General features: G+C 63.7%; 17 protein-coding genes. 2 read left to right on the plus strand and 15 right to left on the minus strand.

Going from position 1 to position 20,352, the window contains the following annotated elements:
- Nucleotides 1-40: 40 nt before the first annotated feature.
- The 4 genes from ASD52_RS26625 to ASD52_RS26640 form a co-directional block, all read right to left on the minus strand.
- Nucleotides 41-1,099, minus strand: coding sequence for an ABC transporter ATP-binding protein (locus ASD52_RS26625; RefSeq protein WP_057216898.1), 1,059 nt, complete (start codon nucleotides 1,097-1,099; stop codon nucleotides 41-43).
- Between the two features lie 2 nt (nucleotides 1,100-1,101).
- Entirely contained in the window at nucleotides 1,102-1,890 is a 789-nt protein-coding gene (locus ASD52_RS26630) for an ABC transporter permease subunit (protein ID WP_025430328.1), read from the minus strand.
- Entirely contained in the window at nucleotides 1,887-2,771 is an 885-nt protein-coding gene (locus ASD52_RS26635) for an ABC transporter permease subunit (RefSeq protein ID WP_025430329.1), read from the minus strand. Before ASD52_RS26635 ends, ASD52_RS26630 begins: the two co-directional genes overlap by 4 nt.
- A gap of 71 nt (nucleotides 2,772-2,842) precedes the next feature.
- A complete protein-coding gene (locus tag ASD52_RS26640; protein WP_057225951.1) occupies nucleotides 2,843-3,961 on the minus strand; it encodes an ABC transporter substrate-binding protein in 1,119 nt (372 codons plus the stop codon).
- A gap of 223 nt (nucleotides 3,962-4,184) precedes the next feature.
- Here ASD52_RS26640 and ASD52_RS26645 point away from each other — a divergent pair, with 223 nt between their 5' ends.
- A complete protein-coding gene (locus ASD52_RS26645; RefSeq protein WP_025430331.1) occupies nucleotides 4,185-5,669 on the plus strand; it encodes a PLP-dependent aminotransferase family protein in 1,485 nt (494 codons plus the stop codon).
- A gap of 132 nt (nucleotides 5,670-5,801) precedes the next feature.
- Here the strand turns inward: ASD52_RS26645 and betA are convergent, their stop codons facing one another.
- From betA to speB, 5 genes are all read right to left on the minus strand, one after another.
- Nucleotides 5,802-7,487: a choline dehydrogenase gene (gene betA / locus ASD52_RS26650; RefSeq protein ID WP_057225954.1), complete on the minus strand. Its 1,686-nt coding sequence runs from the start codon at nucleotides 7,485-7,487 to the stop codon at nucleotides 5,802-5,804.
- Nucleotides 7,488-7,503: 16 nt separating this feature from the next.
- Complete coding sequence (locus ASD52_RS26655) at nucleotides 7,504-8,967, minus strand: cytosine permease (RefSeq protein ID WP_082571883.1); 1,464 nt, start codon at nucleotides 8,965-8,967, stop codon at nucleotides 7,504-7,506.
- A gap of 1 nt (nucleotide 8,968) precedes the next feature.
- On the minus strand, nucleotides 8,969-9,139 hold the full coding sequence (locus ASD52_RS39475) for a hypothetical protein (protein WP_156613044.1): 171 nt from the start codon (nucleotides 9,137-9,139) through the stop codon (nucleotides 8,969-8,971).
- Nucleotides 9,140-9,259: 120 nt separating this feature from the next.
- Nucleotides 9,260-10,768 carry an aldehyde dehydrogenase family protein gene (locus tag ASD52_RS26660; protein WP_057225956.1) on the minus strand — a complete coding sequence of 503 codons (1,509 nt, stop codon included), beginning with the start codon at nucleotides 10,766-10,768 and terminating at the stop codon, nucleotides 9,260-9,262.
- A 28-nt stretch (nucleotides 10,769-10,796) separates the two neighbouring features.
- The gene (gene speB / locus ASD52_RS26665) at nucleotides 10,797-11,768 is read right to left on the minus strand and encodes an agmatinase (RefSeq protein ID WP_057221079.1); all 972 of its coding nucleotides are present in this window, start codon (nucleotides 11,766-11,768) and stop codon (nucleotides 10,797-10,799) included.
- 91 nt (nucleotides 11,769-11,859) lie between these two features.
- Here speB and ASD52_RS26670 point away from each other — a divergent pair, with 91 nt between their 5' ends.
- Entirely contained in the window at nucleotides 11,860-12,792 is a 933-nt protein-coding gene (locus tag ASD52_RS26670) for a LysR family transcriptional regulator (RefSeq protein ID WP_025430336.1), read from the plus strand.
- Between the two features lie 178 nt (nucleotides 12,793-12,970).
- Here ASD52_RS26670 and ASD52_RS26675 read toward each other — a convergent pair whose 3' ends face one another.
- The 6 genes from ASD52_RS26675 to ASD52_RS26700 all read right to left on the minus strand — a co-directional run bounded on the left by ASD52_RS26675 (nucleotide 12,971) and on the right by ASD52_RS26700 (nucleotide 20,346).
- The gene (locus tag ASD52_RS26675; protein ID WP_025430337.1) at nucleotides 12,971-13,987 is read right to left on the minus strand and encodes an ABC transporter ATP-binding protein; all 1,017 of its coding nucleotides are present in this window, start codon (nucleotides 13,985-13,987) and stop codon (nucleotides 12,971-12,973) included.
- Nucleotides 13,984-14,979: an ABC transporter ATP-binding protein gene (locus ASD52_RS26680; RefSeq protein ID WP_057225958.1), complete on the minus strand. Its 996-nt coding sequence runs from the start codon at nucleotides 14,977-14,979 to the stop codon at nucleotides 13,984-13,986. The genes ASD52_RS26675 and ASD52_RS26680 overlap by 4 nt, the downstream gene beginning before the upstream one ends.
- Nucleotides 14,972-15,880 carry an ABC transporter permease gene (locus tag ASD52_RS26685; protein ID WP_025430339.1) on the minus strand — a complete coding sequence of 303 codons (909 nt, stop codon included), beginning with the start codon at nucleotides 15,878-15,880 and terminating at the stop codon, nucleotides 14,972-14,974. Before ASD52_RS26685 ends, ASD52_RS26680 begins: the two co-directional genes overlap by 8 nt.
- Complete coding sequence (locus tag ASD52_RS26690) at nucleotides 15,871-16,806, minus strand: ABC transporter permease (RefSeq protein ID WP_057225961.1); 936 nt, start codon at nucleotides 16,804-16,806, stop codon at nucleotides 15,871-15,873. Before ASD52_RS26690 ends, ASD52_RS26685 begins: the two co-directional genes overlap by 10 nt.
- Nucleotides 16,807-16,818: 12 nt before the next feature.
- Nucleotides 16,819-18,396: a nickel ABC transporter substrate-binding protein gene (locus ASD52_RS26695; protein ID WP_025430341.1), complete on the minus strand. Its 1,578-nt coding sequence runs from the start codon at nucleotides 18,394-18,396 to the stop codon at nucleotides 16,819-16,821.
- Nucleotides 18,397-18,948: 552 nt separating this feature from the next.
- Nucleotides 18,949-20,346: an amidohydrolase family protein gene (locus tag ASD52_RS26700; protein WP_234907770.1), complete on the minus strand. Its 1,398-nt coding sequence runs from the start codon at nucleotides 20,344-20,346 to the stop codon at nucleotides 18,949-18,951.
- Between the last annotated feature and the right edge of the window lie 6 nt (nucleotides 20,347-20,352).

The following is a 20,352-nucleotide window of genomic DNA, read 5'->3' on the forward strand; positions in this document are numbered from 1 at the left end:
CGCAAGATAATCGTGTTGGTTGACGGGCGATCCGCCGCCGTCAGGCGGCCAGCACCAGCAGGTCGCGATCCGAAACGCTGACCTCGACTGGCGCGCCGATCGCCGGCGGCGGCCTGTCGGGCTGGTTGAACGTATCGAGCGAGAGGAGCTGGCCGGCGACCGCGACGCGGACGCGGATCACCGAACCGAGGAAATGCACCTCGGCGATATGGCCGGAGAGAACGACATTGCCGTCCTGCTTGCGCCCCAACGCCACCGTTTCCGGCCTAAGCGCCAGGCTGATGCGGTCGCCGGAACGCCCCGCCAGCGTCCGGTTCAGCGCCACCGGCACGTCGCCCAGCCGGATCCGGCCGGCAGCGGCGTCCGTGAGCTCGGCGTCGATGAGGTTCAGCGTGCCGACGAACTCGGCCACGAAGCGCGTTGTCGGCCGGTTGTAGATCTCGAACGGGGTTCCGACCTGGTCTGCCACGCCCTGATGCATGACCACGACGCGATCCGACATGGAGAGCGCCTCTTCCTGGTCGTGCGTGACGAAGATGGTGGTGATGCCGAGGTCGCGCTGGATGCGGCGGATCTCCTCGCGCAGGCTGACGCGGATTTTCGCGTCGAGCGCCGAGAGGGGCTCGTCGAGAAGCAACACCTGCGGGCGCACGGCAAGCGCTCGGCCCAGCGCCACGCGCTGCTGCTGGCCGCCGGACAGCTGGAAGGGATAGCGGCCGCCCAGCTGCGGCAGGCCAATCAGCTCAAGCATCTCGGCGACCCGGGTGCGGATCGCGGCCTTGCCCTCGCCCGCCACCTTGAGGCCGAAGCCGATATTGTCGGCCACCGTCAGGTTGGGGAACAACGCGTAGGCCTGGAACACCATGCCGATGTTGCGCCGGTTGGCGGCAATGCGGGTCACGTCCCGCCCGTCGATGCGGATCGAACCGGAAGTCGGCGTTTCGAACCCCGCCACCATGCGCAGCACCGTGGTCTTGCCGCAGCCGGAAGGACCGAGGAAGGAGACGAACTCGCCTTTTTCGATGCCAAGATTGAAATCCTTGACGACGCGCGTCGCGCCGAAGGATTTTTCCAGATGATGAATGTCGAGAAAGGCCATGGTCAGCGCCTCACGGTGGAGAATTTGGAAAAGCGGGTGAAAAGCTGCATCAATCCCATGCAGGCCCAGGTGATGGCGAAGGCGACCACGGCGAGTGCCGAGGGCTCGTATGCCCGGTTGCCGCCCATCCACACCATGTAGGGACCGAAGGAATTGACGTTGAGGAGTGCTGCGAAGACGTATTCGCCGATGACGATGGCGAAGGTCAGGAATGCCCCCGACATGACCGAGACGAAGACGTTCGGCAGGATGACGGCGGCGAGGATGCGCGCCCAGCCGGCCCCGAGGCTTTGCGCCGCCTCGGTGAGGCTCGCGATGTCGATGGTGCGAAGGCCGGTGTCCACCGAGCGGTACATATATGGCAGCGACAGCGTCGCGTAGCCGAACAGCAGCAGGATGTTCGTACCCCACCAGCTTCCCGTCAGCGGCAGGATCGAGGAAGTGTTGTAAATGCGGATATAGCCGAAGACGATGACGATCGGCGGAATGACCAGCGGCAGCAGCGTGATGAATTCCACAACCGGGCGCAGGCCCGGTAGGCGCAGCCTGACGAAATAGGCCGTCGGCACGACGATCAGGATGCCGAGCACGATGGTCAGGAGCGCCAGTACGACCGAATAGCCGAAGGTCTGCTGGAACTGCGGATCGGCCAGCACGACACGGTAGGCCTCGAAACTGTATTCGCCGCGCGTCATGCGCATCGAGAAATCGAACATGCCGAGGAGCGGCAGCAGGAAATAGAGCCCGCCGAGAGCGACGGCGAGCCAGGACCAGAGGCGTTTTCCCGTCATTTTACCCACCGTTCGGCGCGCATGCGCAGGAGGATGTAGATGCCGTTGGCGATGCCGGTCAAAACGATCATGGCAAAGGCGATGGCATAACCGAGGTGCGGATCGTTGAGCACGTCGCCGCGGATCTGGGCGAAGAGCACGATGGGCGCGATGGAGAGCGACGAGCCGGTGAGCGCGATGGCGGTTGCAACGGCGCCGAAGGCATTGGCGAAGAGCAGGGCCAGCGTGCCGAGCAGCGACGGCCAGAGCACCGGCAGCGCCACCAGGCGCCAATACTGGAAGCCGCTCGCGCCCAGACTTTCGGCCGCCTCGCGCCATTCGCGCCGCAACCCGTCCAGCGCCGGCGTGATGATCAGCACCATCAGCGGGATCTGGAAATAGAGATAGGTGAGTGCCAGGCCGAGGAACGAGACGATGTTGAAGCCGGAGCCGTAGAGGTTGATGCCGAACCAGTTGCGCAGCAGCATCGTCACGAAACCGAGGCGACCGAGTGTGGCGATGAAGGCAAAGGCGAGCGGCACGCCGGCGAAATTCGAGGCGACGCCGGAAAAGGTGAGTATCCCGTTGCGCAGTGGGCGCGGCAGGTCGCCGAGCGAGATGGCGGCGGCGATGAGGAAACCGATCACGCAGCCGAGCACCGCCGTCAGCAGGCTGAGTTCGATGGAGATCCAGAAGGCTCCCCGGATCGACGGCGAGAAGAGCTTGCCGATGTTTTCCAGCGTTGCCTGCCCGTCCGTGTTGCGGAACGCGCCGACGACGATGTTGAACGTCGGCAGGATCAGGAAAAGCAGAGCGAAGATGAAGAAGGGGGCAACCCCGAACCAATTGCGAACCTGCCGCGGCCTGAGGGCGGCCGGCAGGGATGCGGCGCTTGTCGTCATCGGATTTTTCCCTGAGGGTGGAGCCGCGAGAGGCTCCGCGGCAAGCGGAGCCTCTGTAGCAAACGCGAACCCTATTTCACGTTGGCGCCGACGACCTTGTCCCAGCCTTCGACGATGGCGGTCTTGTTGGCGGAGAGCTCCTCGACGCTCGGGAAGATGGCCTTCTCATAGGCTTCCGCCGGCGGCAGCTTGTCCAGAAGCGCCTGGGGGAACTTGCCGGCCTTCAGCATGGCGTTGAAGCGCGCCGGGTGGCAGTAGCCCTTAAGCCAGCCGATCTGGCCCTCGTCGGAATAGAGATACTCCATCCAGAGCTTGGCGGCGTTGGGATGCGGCGCATAGGCCGAGATCGCCTGCACATAGACACCGGCCACCACGCCGCTTGCCGGAACGACCACGTCCATTGGCGGGTTGCCCTTCAGGCCGTCGCGCCAGGCGAGCAGGTTGTAATCCCAGGCCGCGACGATCGGGGTCTGGCCTTGCGCGATGGTGCCGGCCTTTCCGAGTACCGGCACGAAGTTGCCAGCCTGGTTCAGCTCCGCGAAGAGTTCCAGCCCCTTGGCGCCGGAATCGGCACCGGGCTTCGCACCGCGCGAAACGCCCGCAGACATCAGCGCGAGGATCGCCTGCGCCGAGGAGCGCGGATCGCCCGTCAGCGCCACGGCGCCGGAGTATTCGGACTTGGCGAGATCCGACCAGTCGGCCGGCGCGGTTGCAAGCAGGTCCTTGTTCACGCCGAAGGCCATGACGCCGTAGTAGTCGCCGTACCAATAGCCCTTTTCGTCCTTGATGTTGGCCGGGATCTCGTCCCAGGTCGCCACCATGTAGGGCTGAAGCAGGCCCTCTGCAGCGGCGGCCGGCGCGAAGGCGAGGCCGAGGTCGACGACATCGGGCGCCTGCGAACCGGTATTGCCCTTGTTGGCCCGGATCGCTTCCAACTCATCGGCTGTGCCGGCGTCGGGGTTCAGCTCGTTGACGGTGATGCCCGGATACTTGGCTTTGAAACCGGTAATGACTTCGCCGTAATTGCACCAGTCATGTGGCAGCGCGATCACCGTCAGCATGCCTTCCTTGGTGGCGGCATCCACGAGGTCCTGCGGGGCTTCCGCACGGGCAAGCCCCGGTAGCGCGACCGCAAGGGCAAGCGTGGAGACAAACGCGCGGCTCGCGGCGCGGGATACGTAGCGTTTCATGGAGTCCTCCTGTTGACCGTCTGCGACGGTTCGTGGGCGATGGCTGCGTGCTGTCATTGCATCCGGTCGTCGGCGTCGCCGCCCTTCCGGTTCCCCTTGCACCTGTCTGCGTCCTCGGGAGCTGCATCGGTGCGTTTTTATGTAAGGGCAGGATGTAACAATTGGACAACAATCAAACGTCCATTATGGTGCATTTGACTGTACCAATTTTCGGAGGCACGCCTTGGCCAAACAGTTCGAAGGCCCGATCCTGCCCTTCCTTCGCCTCGACGCTGCAAGCGCCCTGCCGAAATTCCGCCAGGTGCAGGACCAATTGCGCATGGCGATCCTGCGCGGGCACCTGCGCGCGGGGACGCGCCTGCCGGCAAGCCGCATCCTTGCCGAGGAACTGGACCTGTCGCGCCAGACCCTGGTGCGGGTGCTGGAGAACCTGAGGGCGGAGGGATATCTGGAAGCACGGCAGGGCGCTGGCACCTTCGTCTCGGCGGCCCTGCCGCGCCAATTGACGAAACCGCGCTTCACACCTGTCCGTAGCGACGCGCCGGATATCGCAGCGCCCCGACTGTCGCGGATCGGCGAACTGTCGCGCGCGGTGTCGGCCGAAATCGGTCAGATGGAGCAAAAGCCCTTCCTGCCCAACCAACCGGCGCTCGACCGCTTTCCCTTCGCCGTTTGGCGCAAGTGCTGGAATGCGGTGACGCGCAGCGGCAAGGCGGTGGCCATGGGCTATGGCGACATCGCCGGCGAGTTGGTGCTGCGCCAGAGGATCGCCGAATATCTGGCGCTCCACCGGCGCGACCCTTGCGATCCGGAACAGATCGTCATCACTCCTGGCGGGCATGCCGCCTTCACGCTCGCTGCACTCGCGCTGGCCGATCCCGGCGACGGCATCTGGTTCGAGGATCCCGGCCCGGTGACCACCAGCAACCTGTTTCGAACGCTCGGGCTGCGCCTCTGCCCTGCCGATGTCGACGCCGACGGCATGGACGTCGCGGGCGCCATGGCGCGCCATCCCGACGCGCGTCTCGCCTTCGTCATGCCGTCGCGTCACCACCCGCTCGGGGTGACGCTGTCGCTGCCGCGCCGGCTCACGCTCCTGGAATGGGCACGAACGAACGACACCTGGATCATCGAGGACGATTATGACAGCGAATTCCGCTACGACGGCGCACCGCTGCCCTCCATGCGGTCCATCGACAGCCATGACCGGGTCATCTATGCGGGCAGTTTCAGCAAGGCGCTCTATCCCGGCATTCGCGTCGGATATCTGGTGCTGCCGCCGCAGCTCGTCGGCTCCTTCCGCAGCCTCTCGGGGCTGATCCACCGCAGCGTCCCGGTGGAAACCCAGCTCGCCCTTGCCGAATTTATCGGCGGCGGCCACTTCGCCAGCCACCTGCGCCGCATGCGCGGCCTCTATGCGGAGCGCCGCGCGGTGTTCGTGGAGGCCGGACGGGCGACGCTCGCCGGCCTCGCGCGCATCGACTGCTCCGACAGCGGGCTCAACGCGCTTGCCTGGCTGGAGGATGGCCGGAACGACCGGACCGTGCACGCCGCCGTCCGCGATGCCGGGCTGCAATGTTACCCACTGTCCGACTATACGATCGCAACACCCCGGCCGGGTGCCCTCATCCTCGGCTATGCGGGCGTTCCGACAGACCGCATGAAGCCTCACCTTCTTCGCCTGGCCGAGGCGATCGCCCGCACATGACGGCGCAACGGGCGACCATGCGGCTCAGGAACGCCTCGATGGCGATAGCCCAGTCCTGCGGCTCCTCGGTGTCGTCGCAATCCCGTCGGGCGATTATATAGCCTATGCCGCGCAACATCGCCGCCACCGAGCTCAGTGCCGGACGGCGCGCACGGGCGTACCGCTGCGCTGGGTCACCCCGACGCCGGGCGCAATACCCACGTCCGCATTGGAGGCGGCGAGCATCGGATTGCCGCGCACGATGTCGGAGGCGCGCTCAGCCAGCATGATCGTCGGCGCGTTGAGATTGGCGTTCGGCTCCGTGGGGAAGACGGAACTGTCAATGACCCGCAGTCCCGCGATGCCGCGCACCTTCAGGTCGCTGTCGACCACCGCCATGGCATCCTCGCCCATGCGGCAGGAGCCGCAGGGGTGATAGGTGCTTTCCATCGTCTCGCGCACCCAGGCGTCGATCTCGTCATTGCTGCGCACATTGGTGCCGGGAGCGATCTCCTCGCCACGGAAGCGGTCGAAGGCCGGCTGGGCGATGATTTCGCGCGTCAGTCGCAGGCAGCGGCGGAAGCCTTCGCGGTCCTCCTCGCGGTCGAGATAATTGAAGAGGATGTCCGGCTGCTCGTGCGCCTCCGGCGAACGCAGACGGACATGACCCCGGCTCTTCGGCTTGTTCGGCCCGGTGAGCACCATGAAGCCGTGGCCCTCGAGCGGCTTCTTGCCGTCGTAGCGCATGGCGGCGGGCAGGAAATGAAACTGGATATCCGGCCATTCGAGCGCGACATCGGAACGGATGAAACCGCCGCTCTCGAAATGGTTGGAGACTGAAAGTCCCTTCTTGAACAAGAGCCATTCCGCACCGATCAGGGCACGGCTGAGAAGGCCCATCTTGCCGTTGAGTGTGATCGGCTCCTTGCAGGCATATTGGATATAGACCTCGGAATGGTCCTGCAGGTTCTCACCGACGCCGGCCAAGTCGTGCAGCACCGCGACACCCGCCTTTCGCAGCACCGCCGCCGGGCCGATGCCAGAGCGTTGCAACAGATGCGGAGAGCCGATCGGACCGGAGGAGATCAGCACCTCGCGGCTGGCCTTCGCCACGACGCGCGTGCCGCCAAACTCATATTCGACACCGACGGCGCGTTTCCCCTCGAGGATCACGCGCCGCGTCATGGCGTGGGTTATGACCGTAAGATTCGGCCGGCTCATCGCCGGCTTCAGATAAGCGTTGGCCGTCGACCAGCGCACGCCGTCCTTCACCGTCATGTGCATCGGCCCGAAGCCTTCCTGCATATGGCCGTTCGGGTCGTCGGTGGCGATGTAGCCGGCCTCGCGGCCAGCATCGACGAAGGCGCGGTAAAGCGGATTCTGCATGCGGTTTCCGGCATTGGTGGCGAGCGGGCCGGAAGCGCCGCGATAGGCGTCGCCCCCGTCCTGCCAGCTTTCGGCACGCTGGAAATAGGGCAGGCAATTGGCATAGCGCCAGCCGCGCGCGCCTCGCTCCTCCCACTCGTCGAAGTCGCGGGCGTGGCCGCGCATGTAAACGAGCCCGTTGATCGAGGACGAGCCGCCGATGACTTTCCCGCGCGGGCAGTGTACCTGGCGACCGTCGAGGCCGGGTTCCGGCAGGGTCATGTATTTCCAGTTGTACTTCGTGCCGTTCATCGGGATGGAGAGCGCCGTCGGCATCTGGATGAAGATCGACTTGTCGCTGCCGCCGTATTCCAGCACGAGGACTTTCGTGGCCGGGTCTTCCGAGAGCCGGTTGGCGAGCACGCAGCCAGCCGAACCGGCACCGATGATGATGTAGTCGTATGTGTCGGTCATGACGGTTTTCCCAAGGTTACGGATACTGGCCCCAGCCGCGCCCGCGGGCGAAGAGCCGGGTCAGGACGTAGTGGACCGCACCTGCCGCGACACAGGCGGGTATGGAGGCAGTCAGGTACTTGAAGGCCGGCAGGCTCGCGAGTGTCTGCGGATTGAAGATGACGACGTAGACGATGCAGCCGACGACAAGGGCGAGGAGCCCGATGGGATTGAAGCCGGCCCAGAAGCTGTAGGGACCGTTTTTCTGGGGACCATGCAGGCTGCGCATGTCGAGCTTCTGGCCGCGCAGGAAGAAGTAATCGACGATGCCAATGCCGGCGAGCGCAGAGTTGAGCGCCGAGGTCCAGACAAGGAAAATGAAGAAACCGTCGTACATCTGCGGATAGAACACCACCAGGCCGAGCGGGATGAGGCAGAACAGGAAGAGGACCGTGCCCCAGGGAATGCGGCGCACAGACGCCGTGCCGACCTGGCGCAGCCCGACGATGGAGGTGTAGAGGATGTTCGCCATCGAGGTCATGTTGGCGAAGGCGACGAAGAGCAGGGCAATGATGCCGATGACCGGGCCGGCGATCTTGGTCATCCAGATCGTCGGATCGCTTTCGCCGAGTGAGACGGCCGCAAGCAGACCGACGATTTCGCCAAGGGCAGCCGCCCCGAAGATGCCGAGGATGTTCGGCCAGAAGGCGGTGCGTTCGTTCTTGGTGAGGCGCGCCAGGTTGCCGATATAGGGCCACCAGGAGAAGCCGGCGGCCAGATTGACCTCCACCGCGACGATGAAGTTCAGCGTATTGTCCTCGAAGGGCGGATCGAGCGCCGGCAGCGCCAGAAGCTCGCTGAAAGACCGCTGACTGAGAATGAGGTAGAGCATCACGCCCATCAGGATCACCAGGGCCGGTGACACGACCATGTTGAAGAACTTGATCGAGGTTGGGCCCTTGGCGACGATGAACCAGGTGACGAGGATGGCGCCGATCGCGGCAATGACCATCTTGACGCCAGTCGGGTTGGCCGCCTCACCGGCGCTGAGCGCCATCAGGCCGTCGATCGAGCGGCCGAACATCATGGCGAGCACCGCCAGCCAGCCCATGGTGAGCAGCACCACGGCCAGAACGTAGACAACGCGGCTACCGTTGTAGCCGAACTGGCTGCGCAGCGCGATGAACTGTTCGACACCGTAGCGCCCGGACATGCAGGTGGTAGCGAGCGACGTCAGCACCACGCCAACGATGTTGCCGATGACGATCGCGGCGATGCCTTCCTTCGGCCCGACGAACAGGCCAATCGCGCCGCCAATGAGGAAGGCCCAAGTGGCGATGGCAAGCGCCGAATTGGCATAGGTGAATTCCCAGAAGCCCCAGAGCCTCTCGGAGGGCAGGAGCGGCGCATCACCGCGCTCGGCAGCGGCGCTGTGGCGGGCGGCGTCCTCGCGTTCGATTTCTGCGGCCGAGAGACCGCCACGGGCGACATGATCGGTCATCTCAGGCCCCCCAAATCCAGAAGGCGGCGACGAGTACGAACGTCAACACGGTCATGCCGGTATAGTCGAGCGCAGTCATCGTGCCCTCGAAGCGGTGCCCCGCCTCGATATCCTCATAGATGCGGGCGCGGCGCGCCAGCTCGTTTTGCCAGGCGGTATCGTTGTCTTCCATTGTCGTTCCCCTTGTCGCGTCGCGCCTTCTGGCGTCTTTCCGCGAGAAATGCGGCTCCATCAGCCGCCGATCCTTGGAACCGGCCGCCCATGGGCGACGGCCGGGCGATGGGTCAGGGCCTCATGGCAGCGTGATCCAGACAGCCTTCGTCTCCATCAGGTAATCCAGCTGCTCCGGCCCCAGATCCTTGCCGAAGCCCGATGCCTTGAAGCCGCCGAAGGGCATGGAGGGATCGATGGTGCTGTGGGCGTTGACGTAGATCGAGCCGGCGTTAAGGCGCGGAATAAGCCCATGCACACGGGACAAGTCGTTCGAGTAGATGGCGGCGGCGAGGCCGAAAGCGGAGTCGTTCGCCAGCGCGACCGCGTCGTCCAGTTCGTCGAAGGCATCGGTCACAAGCACCGGGCCAAAAATCTCCTCCCGCACGATGCTCATCTCGGGTTTGCAGCGGGCGAAGATGGCGGGCTCAATGAAATGGCCCGGCCGATCGGGGCTGGCGCCCCCATGGATCAGTTCGGCGCCTTCGCGGCGGCCGGCCTCGATATACGCAGAAACGACCTTCTTCTGCTGCGCCGACACCAGGGGGCCGATATAGCAGTCGCGGTCCAGTCCGGGCGCGACCTTCAGCGTACGGGTGACAGCGACCAATTCGTCCAGGAAGGCGTCATGGACCGAGCGCTGGACATAGACGCGCGTGCCGGCATCGCAGACCTGTCCGGAGTTGAAGAATACGCCGTTGACCACCGCGCGGGCCGCACTTGCCAGATCCGCATCGTCGAGCACCAGGACGGGGGATTTCCCCCCCAGTTCCAGCGTGACATGCTTGAGATGCCCGACGGCCGTGCGCCCGACCTCCTGGCCGACCGGCGTCGAGCCGGTGAACGTGACCTTGTCGATGCCGGGATGTGCCGACATGGCCGCGCCGATCACGCTGCCCCGGCCCGTTACGATGTTGACCACACCGTCCGGAATGCCGGCTTCCTGCACCAGTTCGCCGAAGCGCAGGGTCGCAAGCGAGGTCAGCTCGGCCGGCTTGACGATAGTGGTGCAGCCGACTGCAAGGGCAGCTGCAAGCTTCCAAGCCATGGTCTGGAGCGGGAAATTCCACGGCACGATGGCCGCGACGACGCCCAGGGGCTCCTTGCGGGTATAGGCCAGGTAATTGCCCGGCAGGGACGGCTCGACCGTGCGCCCATGCAACTTGGAGGCCCAGCCGGCGAAATATCGGAAGGTATCGATCGTGCCCTGAACGTCGACCTCTCTGGCGAATGTCACCGACTTGCCCATGTCGATGGCTTCGATCTCCGCCAGTTCGTCGGCGTGCGCTTCGATCAGGTCTGCGAGGCGGTGGATCAGGCGCTCGCGTTCGAGCGGCTTGAGGCGGCGCCAGGCGCCCCCATCGAACTGGCGGCGCGCCGCCTTGACGGCGCGGTCGAGATCCTCGGTCGTGCCTGACGGCACCCGGGTTACCAGGCCAGTCGTGGAAGGTTCGAAGACATCGAAGGTTGCACCATTGCCGCTGTCGACCCAGGCTCCATCGATGAACATCTTCTGGGGCTTCGCCAGAAACCGCCGGGTCGCGTCGCTGACGCCGTATTGATCCAGATAATTGCGGACGTTTTCGTCCATGTCCTGTCCTCCTCGTAGGCCTGCGGCCTCAAGTTCCCCGTGCATGCATGACGCGACCGATCAGGTTCATGAGCACCTGCGCGGCCAAAGTGGATGTTGAACCGGAATGGTCGTAGTCCGGTGCGACCTCGACGAGATCGATGCCGACGACCGTGCCGCGCTTGACAAGTGCGGCGAGAATTTCCAGCACTTCGTAGTAGATGAAGCCGCCATGCGACGGCGTGCCGGTGCCCGGCGCGATCGACGGATCGAAGCCGTCGATGTCGATGGTGACGTAGTAGCGCGCGCCGGCCGGCACCCGCTCGGCCACCGCTTGCGTGCCGAGCGCGCGGATCTGGCGCACCGAGAGGATGTCGGAGCCCATCTTCCGGGCGTCCTCGTAGCCTTCCCTGGCAGTGGAGGAGACATTGCGGATGCCGAACTGCGACAGGCCGCTGACATAGGGCTTTTCGGCGGCGCGGCGCATCGGGTTGCCGTGGCCGTAGCGCACGCCATGGCGCTCGTCGACGAAATCGAGATGGGCGTCGATCTGGACGATGTGGATCGGGCCGTTCTTTTCGCAGTCCTCGGCAAAGGCATTGATACAGGGGATGTTGACGGAATGGTCGCCGCCCAGCACCACCGGCAGCGCGCCGGCGGTGAGGATCTTGCGCACGCCGAATTCGATATTGGCGTGGCTCTTCATCGTGTCGGTGTGGACGATGTCAGCATCGCCGATATCGACGATCGAGACCTCACCGCTCGGCAGATAGGTGACGTCGTCCTCGTGATCGTAGGCGCCGCCGTGGCCGAAGGAAAACAGCGTCGAAGCTTCGCGGATCGAGCGTGGACCGAAGCGGGTGCCCGCCCGCCACTGCGTGCCGCAGTCGAACGGCGCGCCGAGGATCGCCACATCGGCGTCGATGGCGTCCCAGTCCGGCTGATAGGGATATTTGCCGAACGTGCAGATGCCGACGAACGGCAGGTTCAAACGTCCGGTTTCGTAGGAATTGCTGGCCATGTCACCCCTCCATAGGTGGAAGGAGTGTGCCGGAGGCAGATACATTTAAAAGCATCTATGATTGCATGTTCACTTGTGCATTAATCAATGCATGATCAACAAGGTCCGCCACCGCGTCCTCCATCTCTCGCTCGGCGATGCCGAGCTTCGGCTCCTGCGGGTCTTCGCTTCGGTCGTGCAGCACGGCGGTTTTTCCGCCGCGCAATCAGCGCTGGGCATGACGCAGGCGACGATCTCCACCCATATGCGCCATCTGGAAGAACGTCTCGGCCTGCGCCTGTGCAGCCGTGGACGCGGCGGCTTCCTGCTCACCGACGAGGGGCGGCTCGTCTACGAAGCGGCCCTCGAACTCTTCGGCTCGCTGGAAAAATTCCAGGGCCGTATCGGCGAGGCGCAGGGAGAGCTTACCGGCAGCCTCAGCTTCGGCACCGTGGACGCCATGATCACCAACCGCAACCTCGACCTCCAGGGCGCGCTCGCCGCCTTTCATGCCAAGGCGCCGCGGGTGCACCTGGAAATCGACGTCGCCGCGCCGCAGGTACTGCATCAGGGCCTGCTGAACGGCACCTACCAGATCGTGCTCATGCCGTCCGTCGGCAGCGTCACGCCGCATTTCCGCAGCCAGCCGGCGTTTTCCGAGATGCAGAAGCTCTACTGCGCCGAGGGGCATCCGCTCTTCGCGACACCCGATGGCGACCTAACCGACGCCGTTCTGGAGACACAATCCTTCGCCGGGCGCACCTACATGCTGAACGAGACGATCTGCGGCGTGAACTTCACCTGGGCGGCCGCGACCCCGCATATGGAAGGGACCCTGCTGCTGCTCCTATCCGGCGCCTATATCGGCTTCCTGCCCGACCACTACGCAGACGAATGGGTGCGCGATGGCCGCCTGCGGCTGCTCGCCCCCGAGCGCATGAGCTTCGAAGACCTCTTCCACATCGCCTACCCGCGCAACAAACCCTCCCGGGCAGCCGAGACCATGGCGCAGGCGATTACCGAAAGCGTGCGTAAGCCGAGCTGACACCGATGACGTTCTGGGAAATGGCGGATCTGGATTGAGCGATTGTCGGACAAAAAAAAGCCCCGCCTGATGGCGGGGCAGGCGCGCGTCCTGATCAGGGGGACGCGAGGGAATGGCAACTTCTAAAGTCGCAGAAAGCGCCGCCGACCACGCTTCGTCGGCGAGCAGCCCTCGCGCTTCACGCGACCGATGCCTCGGGCTGAAGGAGCGCCGATCGCTTGCCTCGATGAAGATCCCGCGCAAAAATGCAGGCGGCGCTGTGGCCCGGCGAAAGGCCATGGGACGGCGGTATAGCCTTGGCACAGTCGTCCACCGCCAGGGGGCAGCGCGTTCGGAACCGGCAGCCGGACGGTGGGTTTGTCGGACTGGGGACTTCGCCAATCATCAACGGCCCCTTGCGGAGCTTCTCGACACGCGGATCCACCTCCGGTGCTGACGCCAGCAGCATCTGCGAATAGGGGTGGCCCGGATGGTCGTAAAGTTCCTGGGACGGACCATGCTCGACGATCTTGCCGAGATACATCACATAGACCCGCGAAGCCGCCTGCCGCACCAGTGCAAGATCATGGGCGATGAACAGGCATGCCACGCCCAGATCCTTCTGCAGGCGCAGGAACAGGTTCATCACCTGCGCACGAATGGAAAGATCAAGTGCGCTCACCGGCTCGTCGCAGATCAGCACTCGCGGGTTGACGGCGAGCGATCTGGCGATTGCCACGCGCTGGCGCTGACCACCCGAGAGCTCGCGCGTGTGACGGTCCCTGACCGCGGACGCCAGACCGACCTGATCCAGAAGCTCCTTCGTGCGACGATCCCGCTCCTCGGGCGATCTGGTGCCGGCGATGACAAGCGCTTCATCGATGGCCTCCCCCACCGTCTGGCGATCGTTCAAGGACGAATAGGGATCCTGGAAGACGTATTGCAGCGCCCTACGGCTATCGCGCAGGGCCGCGCCTGAAAGGCCGCTGAGGTCGACGCCGTCGAGCAACACCCGTCCGCTGCTCGCCTTCTCGAGGCCGACGATGGTGCGCCCGAGCGTCGACTTGCCACAGCCGGATTCACCGACCAGCCCGACGATCTCACCGGGATAGAGTTCGATCGAGACATCGTCGACGGCATGGACAAATTTGCCCCGCTGAACGCTCTTGAAGCGCGTCTGGAGATTTTCGACTTTAAGAACCGGTGCGTGTGTCATGCGGCAGCCTTTCCTTGATTGACGACGGGGCAAGCCACGAGAACCGCACCGTCGTCCGACCGGACCAAAGGGGGGCGGCTATTGCTGCATGCGGGGACGGCAAGCTCGCAACGCGGCGCAAGGGCGCAGCCCTTGATCGGCGCGCCGAGCGTCGGCGGAATGCCGGGGAGCCCTCGAAACTCCGACCCAATTGGATCCTCCCGCCTCGGTATCGCGTTGATCAGCCCCCTGGTGTAGGGGTGACGCGGGCTGACGAGGACCTTGTCCACCGGACCGCATTCGGCGGCACGCGCCGCGTACATGACGACGATGTTGTCGGCGGCACCCGCGACCACCCCCATGTCGTGCGTGATCAGCACCATCGCCATGTTGAGACGACGCTGCACGTCCTTCAGCAGCCGCAAGATCTGCGCCTGAACCGTCACGTCGAGGGCTGTCGTCGGCTCGTCGGCGATCAGCAGCTTCGGCTCGCCCGCAAGGGCAATGGCGATGACGATGCGTTGCCTCAACCCGCCCGAAAGCTCGTGCGGGTATTGCCGGAGCCGGGCCACGGGATCGGAGATCCCGACAAGCTTCACGAGCTCGAGGGTACGTGCCTCGGCTGCCCTCGGCGTCATGTCGAGATGCAATTCGGCCATCTCGGCAATCTGCCGCCCGATCCGGCGCACCGGGTTGAGAGCGCTCATCGGATCCTGGAAGATAAAGCCGACGGACTTGCCACGAAGCTTCTGGATCTCGGGCTCAGACAGGCCAATCAATTCGCGCCCCTCCAGCTTGACGGAGCCGGAGAGCATCGTCGACACGCCCGTCGGCATCAGGCCAAGCGGTGCGAAGTTCATCACCGTCTTGCCGCTGCCGCTTTCGCCGACGATGGCGAGACATTCACCCTGCCGGACCGAATAGCTGACACCGTCGACGGGGCGGACCGCCGATTTCGCGGTTAGGAGGTCGACCGTCAGATTGCTGACGTTCAGGAGCGGCTCGTCACGCATCGGAATTCTCCTTGCCCCAGCTTGCGACCTCAAGCCGACGCGCTGCGAGCATGCGCCGAGTGAGCGGTTTTGGAATGCGGTTGAGAGCGATGGACTCCCCGAGGGTGTTGAAGCCGATGACGGCGGCCGTGAGGGCAAGCCCCGGCAGCAGAACCTGACGCGGGTCGGATTCGAGATAGGGCAACGCGTCGACGAGCATCTGGCCCCATTCCGGCGTTGGCGGCTGAATGCCGAGGCCAAGGAAGCTCAGCGTCGCAACCGCCAGAGCGGCAGTGCCGGCGTCTGCCGTCGCATAGACCATCACCGAACCGATCGTACCGGGGAGGAGATGGCCGAAATAGATGCGCCAGGGACTGGCTCCCAGCACCCGCAGCGCCTCGATATGAGGTTTACTCATGATGCTGACGGCCACGGCGCGGCTGATACGCCCACTCATGGGCCACCAGGCAAGTGCCAGCGCCAGCACCATCGTCCAGTATCCGGGACCGACGATCCCGATCACGGCCAGCGAGATGATCAGGCTCGGTACGGACAGGCCCACATCAACGATGCGCATCAGGAGGTCGTCCACCCAGCCCCGGTGGTAACCAGCGATCGTTCCGAGCACGATACCGATGGTCATGGCGATACCGAGAACCGAGCCGACGCTCACCAGCGACGTGTTCGCAGCGATAATCAGACGGCTAAACGTATCACGACCGAGGTGATCGGTTCCGAGCCAGTGTGCGGCCGTTGGCCCGAGACCGGCCTCCAGCAGGTTTTGGGCGCTCGAGTCCTGGGGCGCCAGCCAGGGCGCGAAAGTACCCAGAGCAACGAATAGGCCGATGGTAATCAAGGCCGCCCGCGGCATCTTGTTCAATCGGGCCAGGATAGGATTGAGCATGTTCATGATCAGCTCCATTGGCGGCGAATGCGCGGATCGGTCAAAAGAACCGCTAGATCGACGATCAGATTCACCACGATAAAGAAGGTCAGGAAGATGAGCAGGCATGCCTGCACCACCATGAAGTCGCGAAAGCGGACGCCGGCGAGGAAGTAATCCCCAAGACCCTGCCAGGCGAAAAGCGGTTCGACGATGATCGCAGTGGCCGTCATCAGCCCGACCTGGGTGCCGAGCGCGTTGATGAAGAGGGGCGTGATGTTGGGCAACGCCTCGCGGAGCAATATGGCTGTGCGACCAAGACCCTTGCTCTTGGCGGTCAGAACGAAGGGACTCGTCATCGCTTCCTCCAGCCCTACCCGCACGACGCGGCTGAGGACGGCGGCCGGCAGAACGGCGACGGTGAGCCATGGCAGGATCCAGCTTTTGGGGCCGTTGAAACCGAACGACGGTAGAAGCTGGAAGGTGACGGAAAAGCCATAGATCATCAGCGCCCCGACGAAGAACGTCGGCGTCGATGCGCCGAGGAGCGCCAGACCGCGCGATACGCGGTCCGGCAGTTTGTAGGTCCAGAAGGCCCCGAGGAAACCCAAAGCCAGGCTGATGAGGGCGGCGATCACAGCCGAGCCTGCAATCAGTAGCCCGGTCACGAGCATCCGGTTCGCCAGGTCTGCGCTGACGTCCTGTCCCGTTCTGTAGGAAATGCCGAAGTCGCCGCGAACAGCGTCGCCAAGCCAATCCACGTAGCGCATCAGCAGTGGCTTGTGCAGTCCTATCTCTTCGGCGACCTGTTCGACATAGCCCGGTGTAGCGACCGCCCCGCGAAGCTCCGCGATCAGAACCGCAACATTGCCGGGTGGCGACACCACGAGTGTGAAGCAAACCAGGGACGCCATGAACAGAAGGACCAGGGAATGCTTCAGCCGCTTGCTGATGAAGTGGATCAAGGTACCCTCCTCCTACTCGGCCAGCAGAATGTTTTCGTAGGGCATGTCGTATTCGGTGACCGGGCTGCTGAAGCCATGGAGCCGCTTGGAATGCGCCCAGATGCTCGGCACGTAGACCAGCGGCGCAATCGCGTCGTTGTCCCGTAGCCAGTCATAGACCTTCTGAATGGTCGGCTGGATCTGATCGCCGGTCGCGGCCATCGCCGCATTGATCAACGGATCGAGGTTGACCGGATCGGTGACCAGCTTGCCCTCGACGTCGTTGTGGAAGGTCGACAGGCACAGTCCGACGATCGAGCCGAACGGATCGTAAGGTGCGCCATAGGTCAGGAAGAAGCCGAGATCGTACTTCTGTTCGAGCATGTCCGTGTGCTTGGAGGCATGGTCAACCGAGCGGATGACGAGGTCGATACCGATCTCCTTCATCTCGGACTGGATGACCTCGGCAATCACACGTGATCCCGGCACGGCGTCCGGGCTGACGACCAATTCGAGCGTCAGCGGCTTGCCGTTCTTGGATCGGATGGGGCTTCCCGTCCAGCCGGCCTTTTCGAGCAGCGCCGATGCGGCCGCAGCATCCCGGACAGGGGCATCACTTTGCGTTCCGGCATAAGGCAAGGCGCCCGAGAACATGTTGCCGGCGGGCTTGGCGTAGCCATGGTAAAGCACCTTGGAAATCGCAGCGCGATCGATGCCGATGCTGACGGCCTTGCGCACTTGCGGATCCTTGAGCGCCTCAGCACGGTCGGGATTATAGGCCATCACCAGCGTGACGTTGCCCGGATCGACGACGACGTTGAAACCGGCCGCCTCAAGCTGCTTGCCCTCTTCCGGGGTCAAGGGCGCGATCCAGAAACCGCCGATCAGGTCGAGTTCCTCGGCACGCAATGCCGCAACCCGTGAACGGGCATCAGGGATAACCTTGGCTTCAAGGCGTTCATAGGACGGCAACTCGCCCCAGTAGCCTTCGTGATGCTCGAAGACGCTCTGGGTGTCGTCCGCGCTGATCTGACGCCACGGCCCGGTACCCACAGGCTCCTTGAACTTGCCGTCGGCACCTACGGATTTAGGCGACAGGAAGCGCGTCGGCCGCGTGTAGGAAAGTTCCTGCATGAGCGCGAGCACCGGCTCCTTGAAATGCAGGGTGACGTGGTAGTCGTCGACCACGTCGAGCGACTGGAAGTGCTTTGAGCAATTCATCCAGCTGAACTGGTCGATGCCCATCCAGCGCTCGAGATTCCATTTGCACGCGGCAGCGTCGAACTTGGTGCCGTCCTGGAATGTCACGCCCTCGCGCAACGTCAGATGCAGCGTCTTGCCGCCGTCTTCGATCTTCCAGTCGGTTGCCAGGCAAGGTTCGATCTGACCGCCCTTGCCGTATTTCACGAGCGGCTCGAACATGAGGTCCTGAATGGCCCAGATCGCGTAGTGACTCTGCGGATCGAGATTGCCGGCAGGCTTGGCGATGGCAACCCTGAGCGTGCCGGCGGCACCTTGCGCATAAACGATTTTCGACAAAGCACCCTGCGCCATGGCCAAGCCGATAGCGCCGGCCGCCCCTTGCAGGAACGTACGTCTATTTACTGACATGAGTTTTTTCTCCTCCTTGGCGCGCCCTGCGCCCGCCTAGACACCGCGGCCTCCACGCCGTTTTGTATAGACAAATTGACTGTCTCATGTATACAATCCTGCGTCAAGATCGCATTTTAGATTGTAGACATTTTAGCCGACAAAGCGGTACGCGGGCGAGAATTGGGATGAGAATGCGCTGGCACAACCGACGTTATCGTCGCGTTTCGCCCACGACGAAACGCTGTTGGCGCGAATCCTGGCAGCTGCGACGCCATTCCACCTCAACAATATCGGCAGAACTTGTATACAATGCGAGTGGAGTTGAATGCTGACGAGACCATCGGCTTCCGGAAGGAGGAGGCCGCACAAAAAGGTGCGCTGATCGGCGTGTCCCGCCCGATAGGCAGGCCCAAGATAAATGCGCGGGCCGAGTTCGGTCGCCGCAATCGTTCATGTGTGGTTTTGGATGGAATCTCGACAACGGCGGCCTGCGTATGCGGCCGCCGTTGGTGTCATCAAGCGTATCGCAGCCGTTGCAGGAATGGGAGCGCTCGCAACGGCGGGTCGGCCTCAGGCTTTGCCGATACTGCCGAACACCAGACGCCCCTGGTAGAAGGTGGCGGTGCGCGCCGGCACGCGAGCCACCGCCTCCGCGGAGCAACTCGCACCGACAAGCGTGAAGGCGGCGTCATCTCCGGCATTTGGCCAGGCGCGCTTGCCTTCATCATCCAACGGCAAAACGCCGCCGGTGGCGATGGCCATGGCCCGTGACAAGTGGAACTCATCCGACCCGCGATAAAGCTGCGCGTAGAAATAGGCCTTTTCCAGCATGTCGCCGCTGCCGAACGGCGACCAGTGATCGATGACGCTATCCGTTCCGGTCATCACGAACACGCCCGCCTTGCTCAATTGTGGCAATGGCATCATCAGAGCACCAAGCGGGACCGTCGAGGCGATCGTCATCTGATTTTCCGCCAGGCGGGAGGCAGTCTCCTCCAATGCTTCAGGAGCCAGTGTAGTCAGGGCAAAGGCATGGCTGATGGTTACCTTGCCGCGCAGCGCGGGATTCTTCTCCGTGGTCTCGATCATGTAGTTGATCGCCGCCATCCCCGCCGGACTGGTTTCATGCAGGTGGATGTCCACCCCTTTGCCGGTATCGAGGGCAATCTGGAACATGGCGTCGAGTGACTTCTCCATCGCCCCATCGACGTTGGTCGGATCCAGCCCACCGACATAGTGCACGCCCATCTGCATCGCTTCGCGCATCAAGCCGTCGACCTTGGAATGCAACAAACCGTGTTGTGGGAAGGCGACAATCTCGCAGACGAAGTCATCGCGGTGATTTTCCAGCGCGCGCTGCAGGTGTTCAAGGCTTTTCAGGCCACTGACCGGATCGATGTTGCAATGGCTCCGTGCGACGGTGCTCCCCTTGGATTGAAGCAGCGCGATCAGGCCCTCGGCTCGTTGCTGCGAGGTGGGCAACAATTGGGGGATCAGCTTTTCTTCCAGCGCAATCATGTCCATGATGGTCTTGCCTTGGCGCGGCCGCGGCGCCTGCCAGGGACCACCGTAAAAGGTCTTGTCCAAATGTATGTGCATATCGCGCATGGCCGGCAGCATCAGTTGGCCATACGCCTGATAGCGCGCGACACCGCTGGGCAGCGTTGCGTTCGCGGGATGAAGCGCGGCGATCTTGCCGTCCTTGATCTCGACGGTGTACAGCGCGGTGCGGGTGCCGATGACGATGTCGCCGTCATACTCGAAACCTTCTTCCAGCCGCACGTCAGCCAGCAGGTAGTGACGATCCGTCAGCATGTTTGCTCCAATCTCGGCAACAGGTTCGGCCGTATTCGCAGATACCTCGTGAGCCAGTCCGCCAGTCAGCCCGACGACCGCGCAAGCGGTGGTCAGCTTCCCCGTTTGGCCGAGAAATGCCCGGCGGCTTTGCGACAGTGTCTGTTCCAACATCGTTCC

Source organism: Ensifer sp. Root142, assembly GCF_001426785.1.
Lineage (GTDB): Bacteria > Pseudomonadota > Alphaproteobacteria > Rhizobiales > Rhizobiaceae > Ensifer > Ensifer canadensis.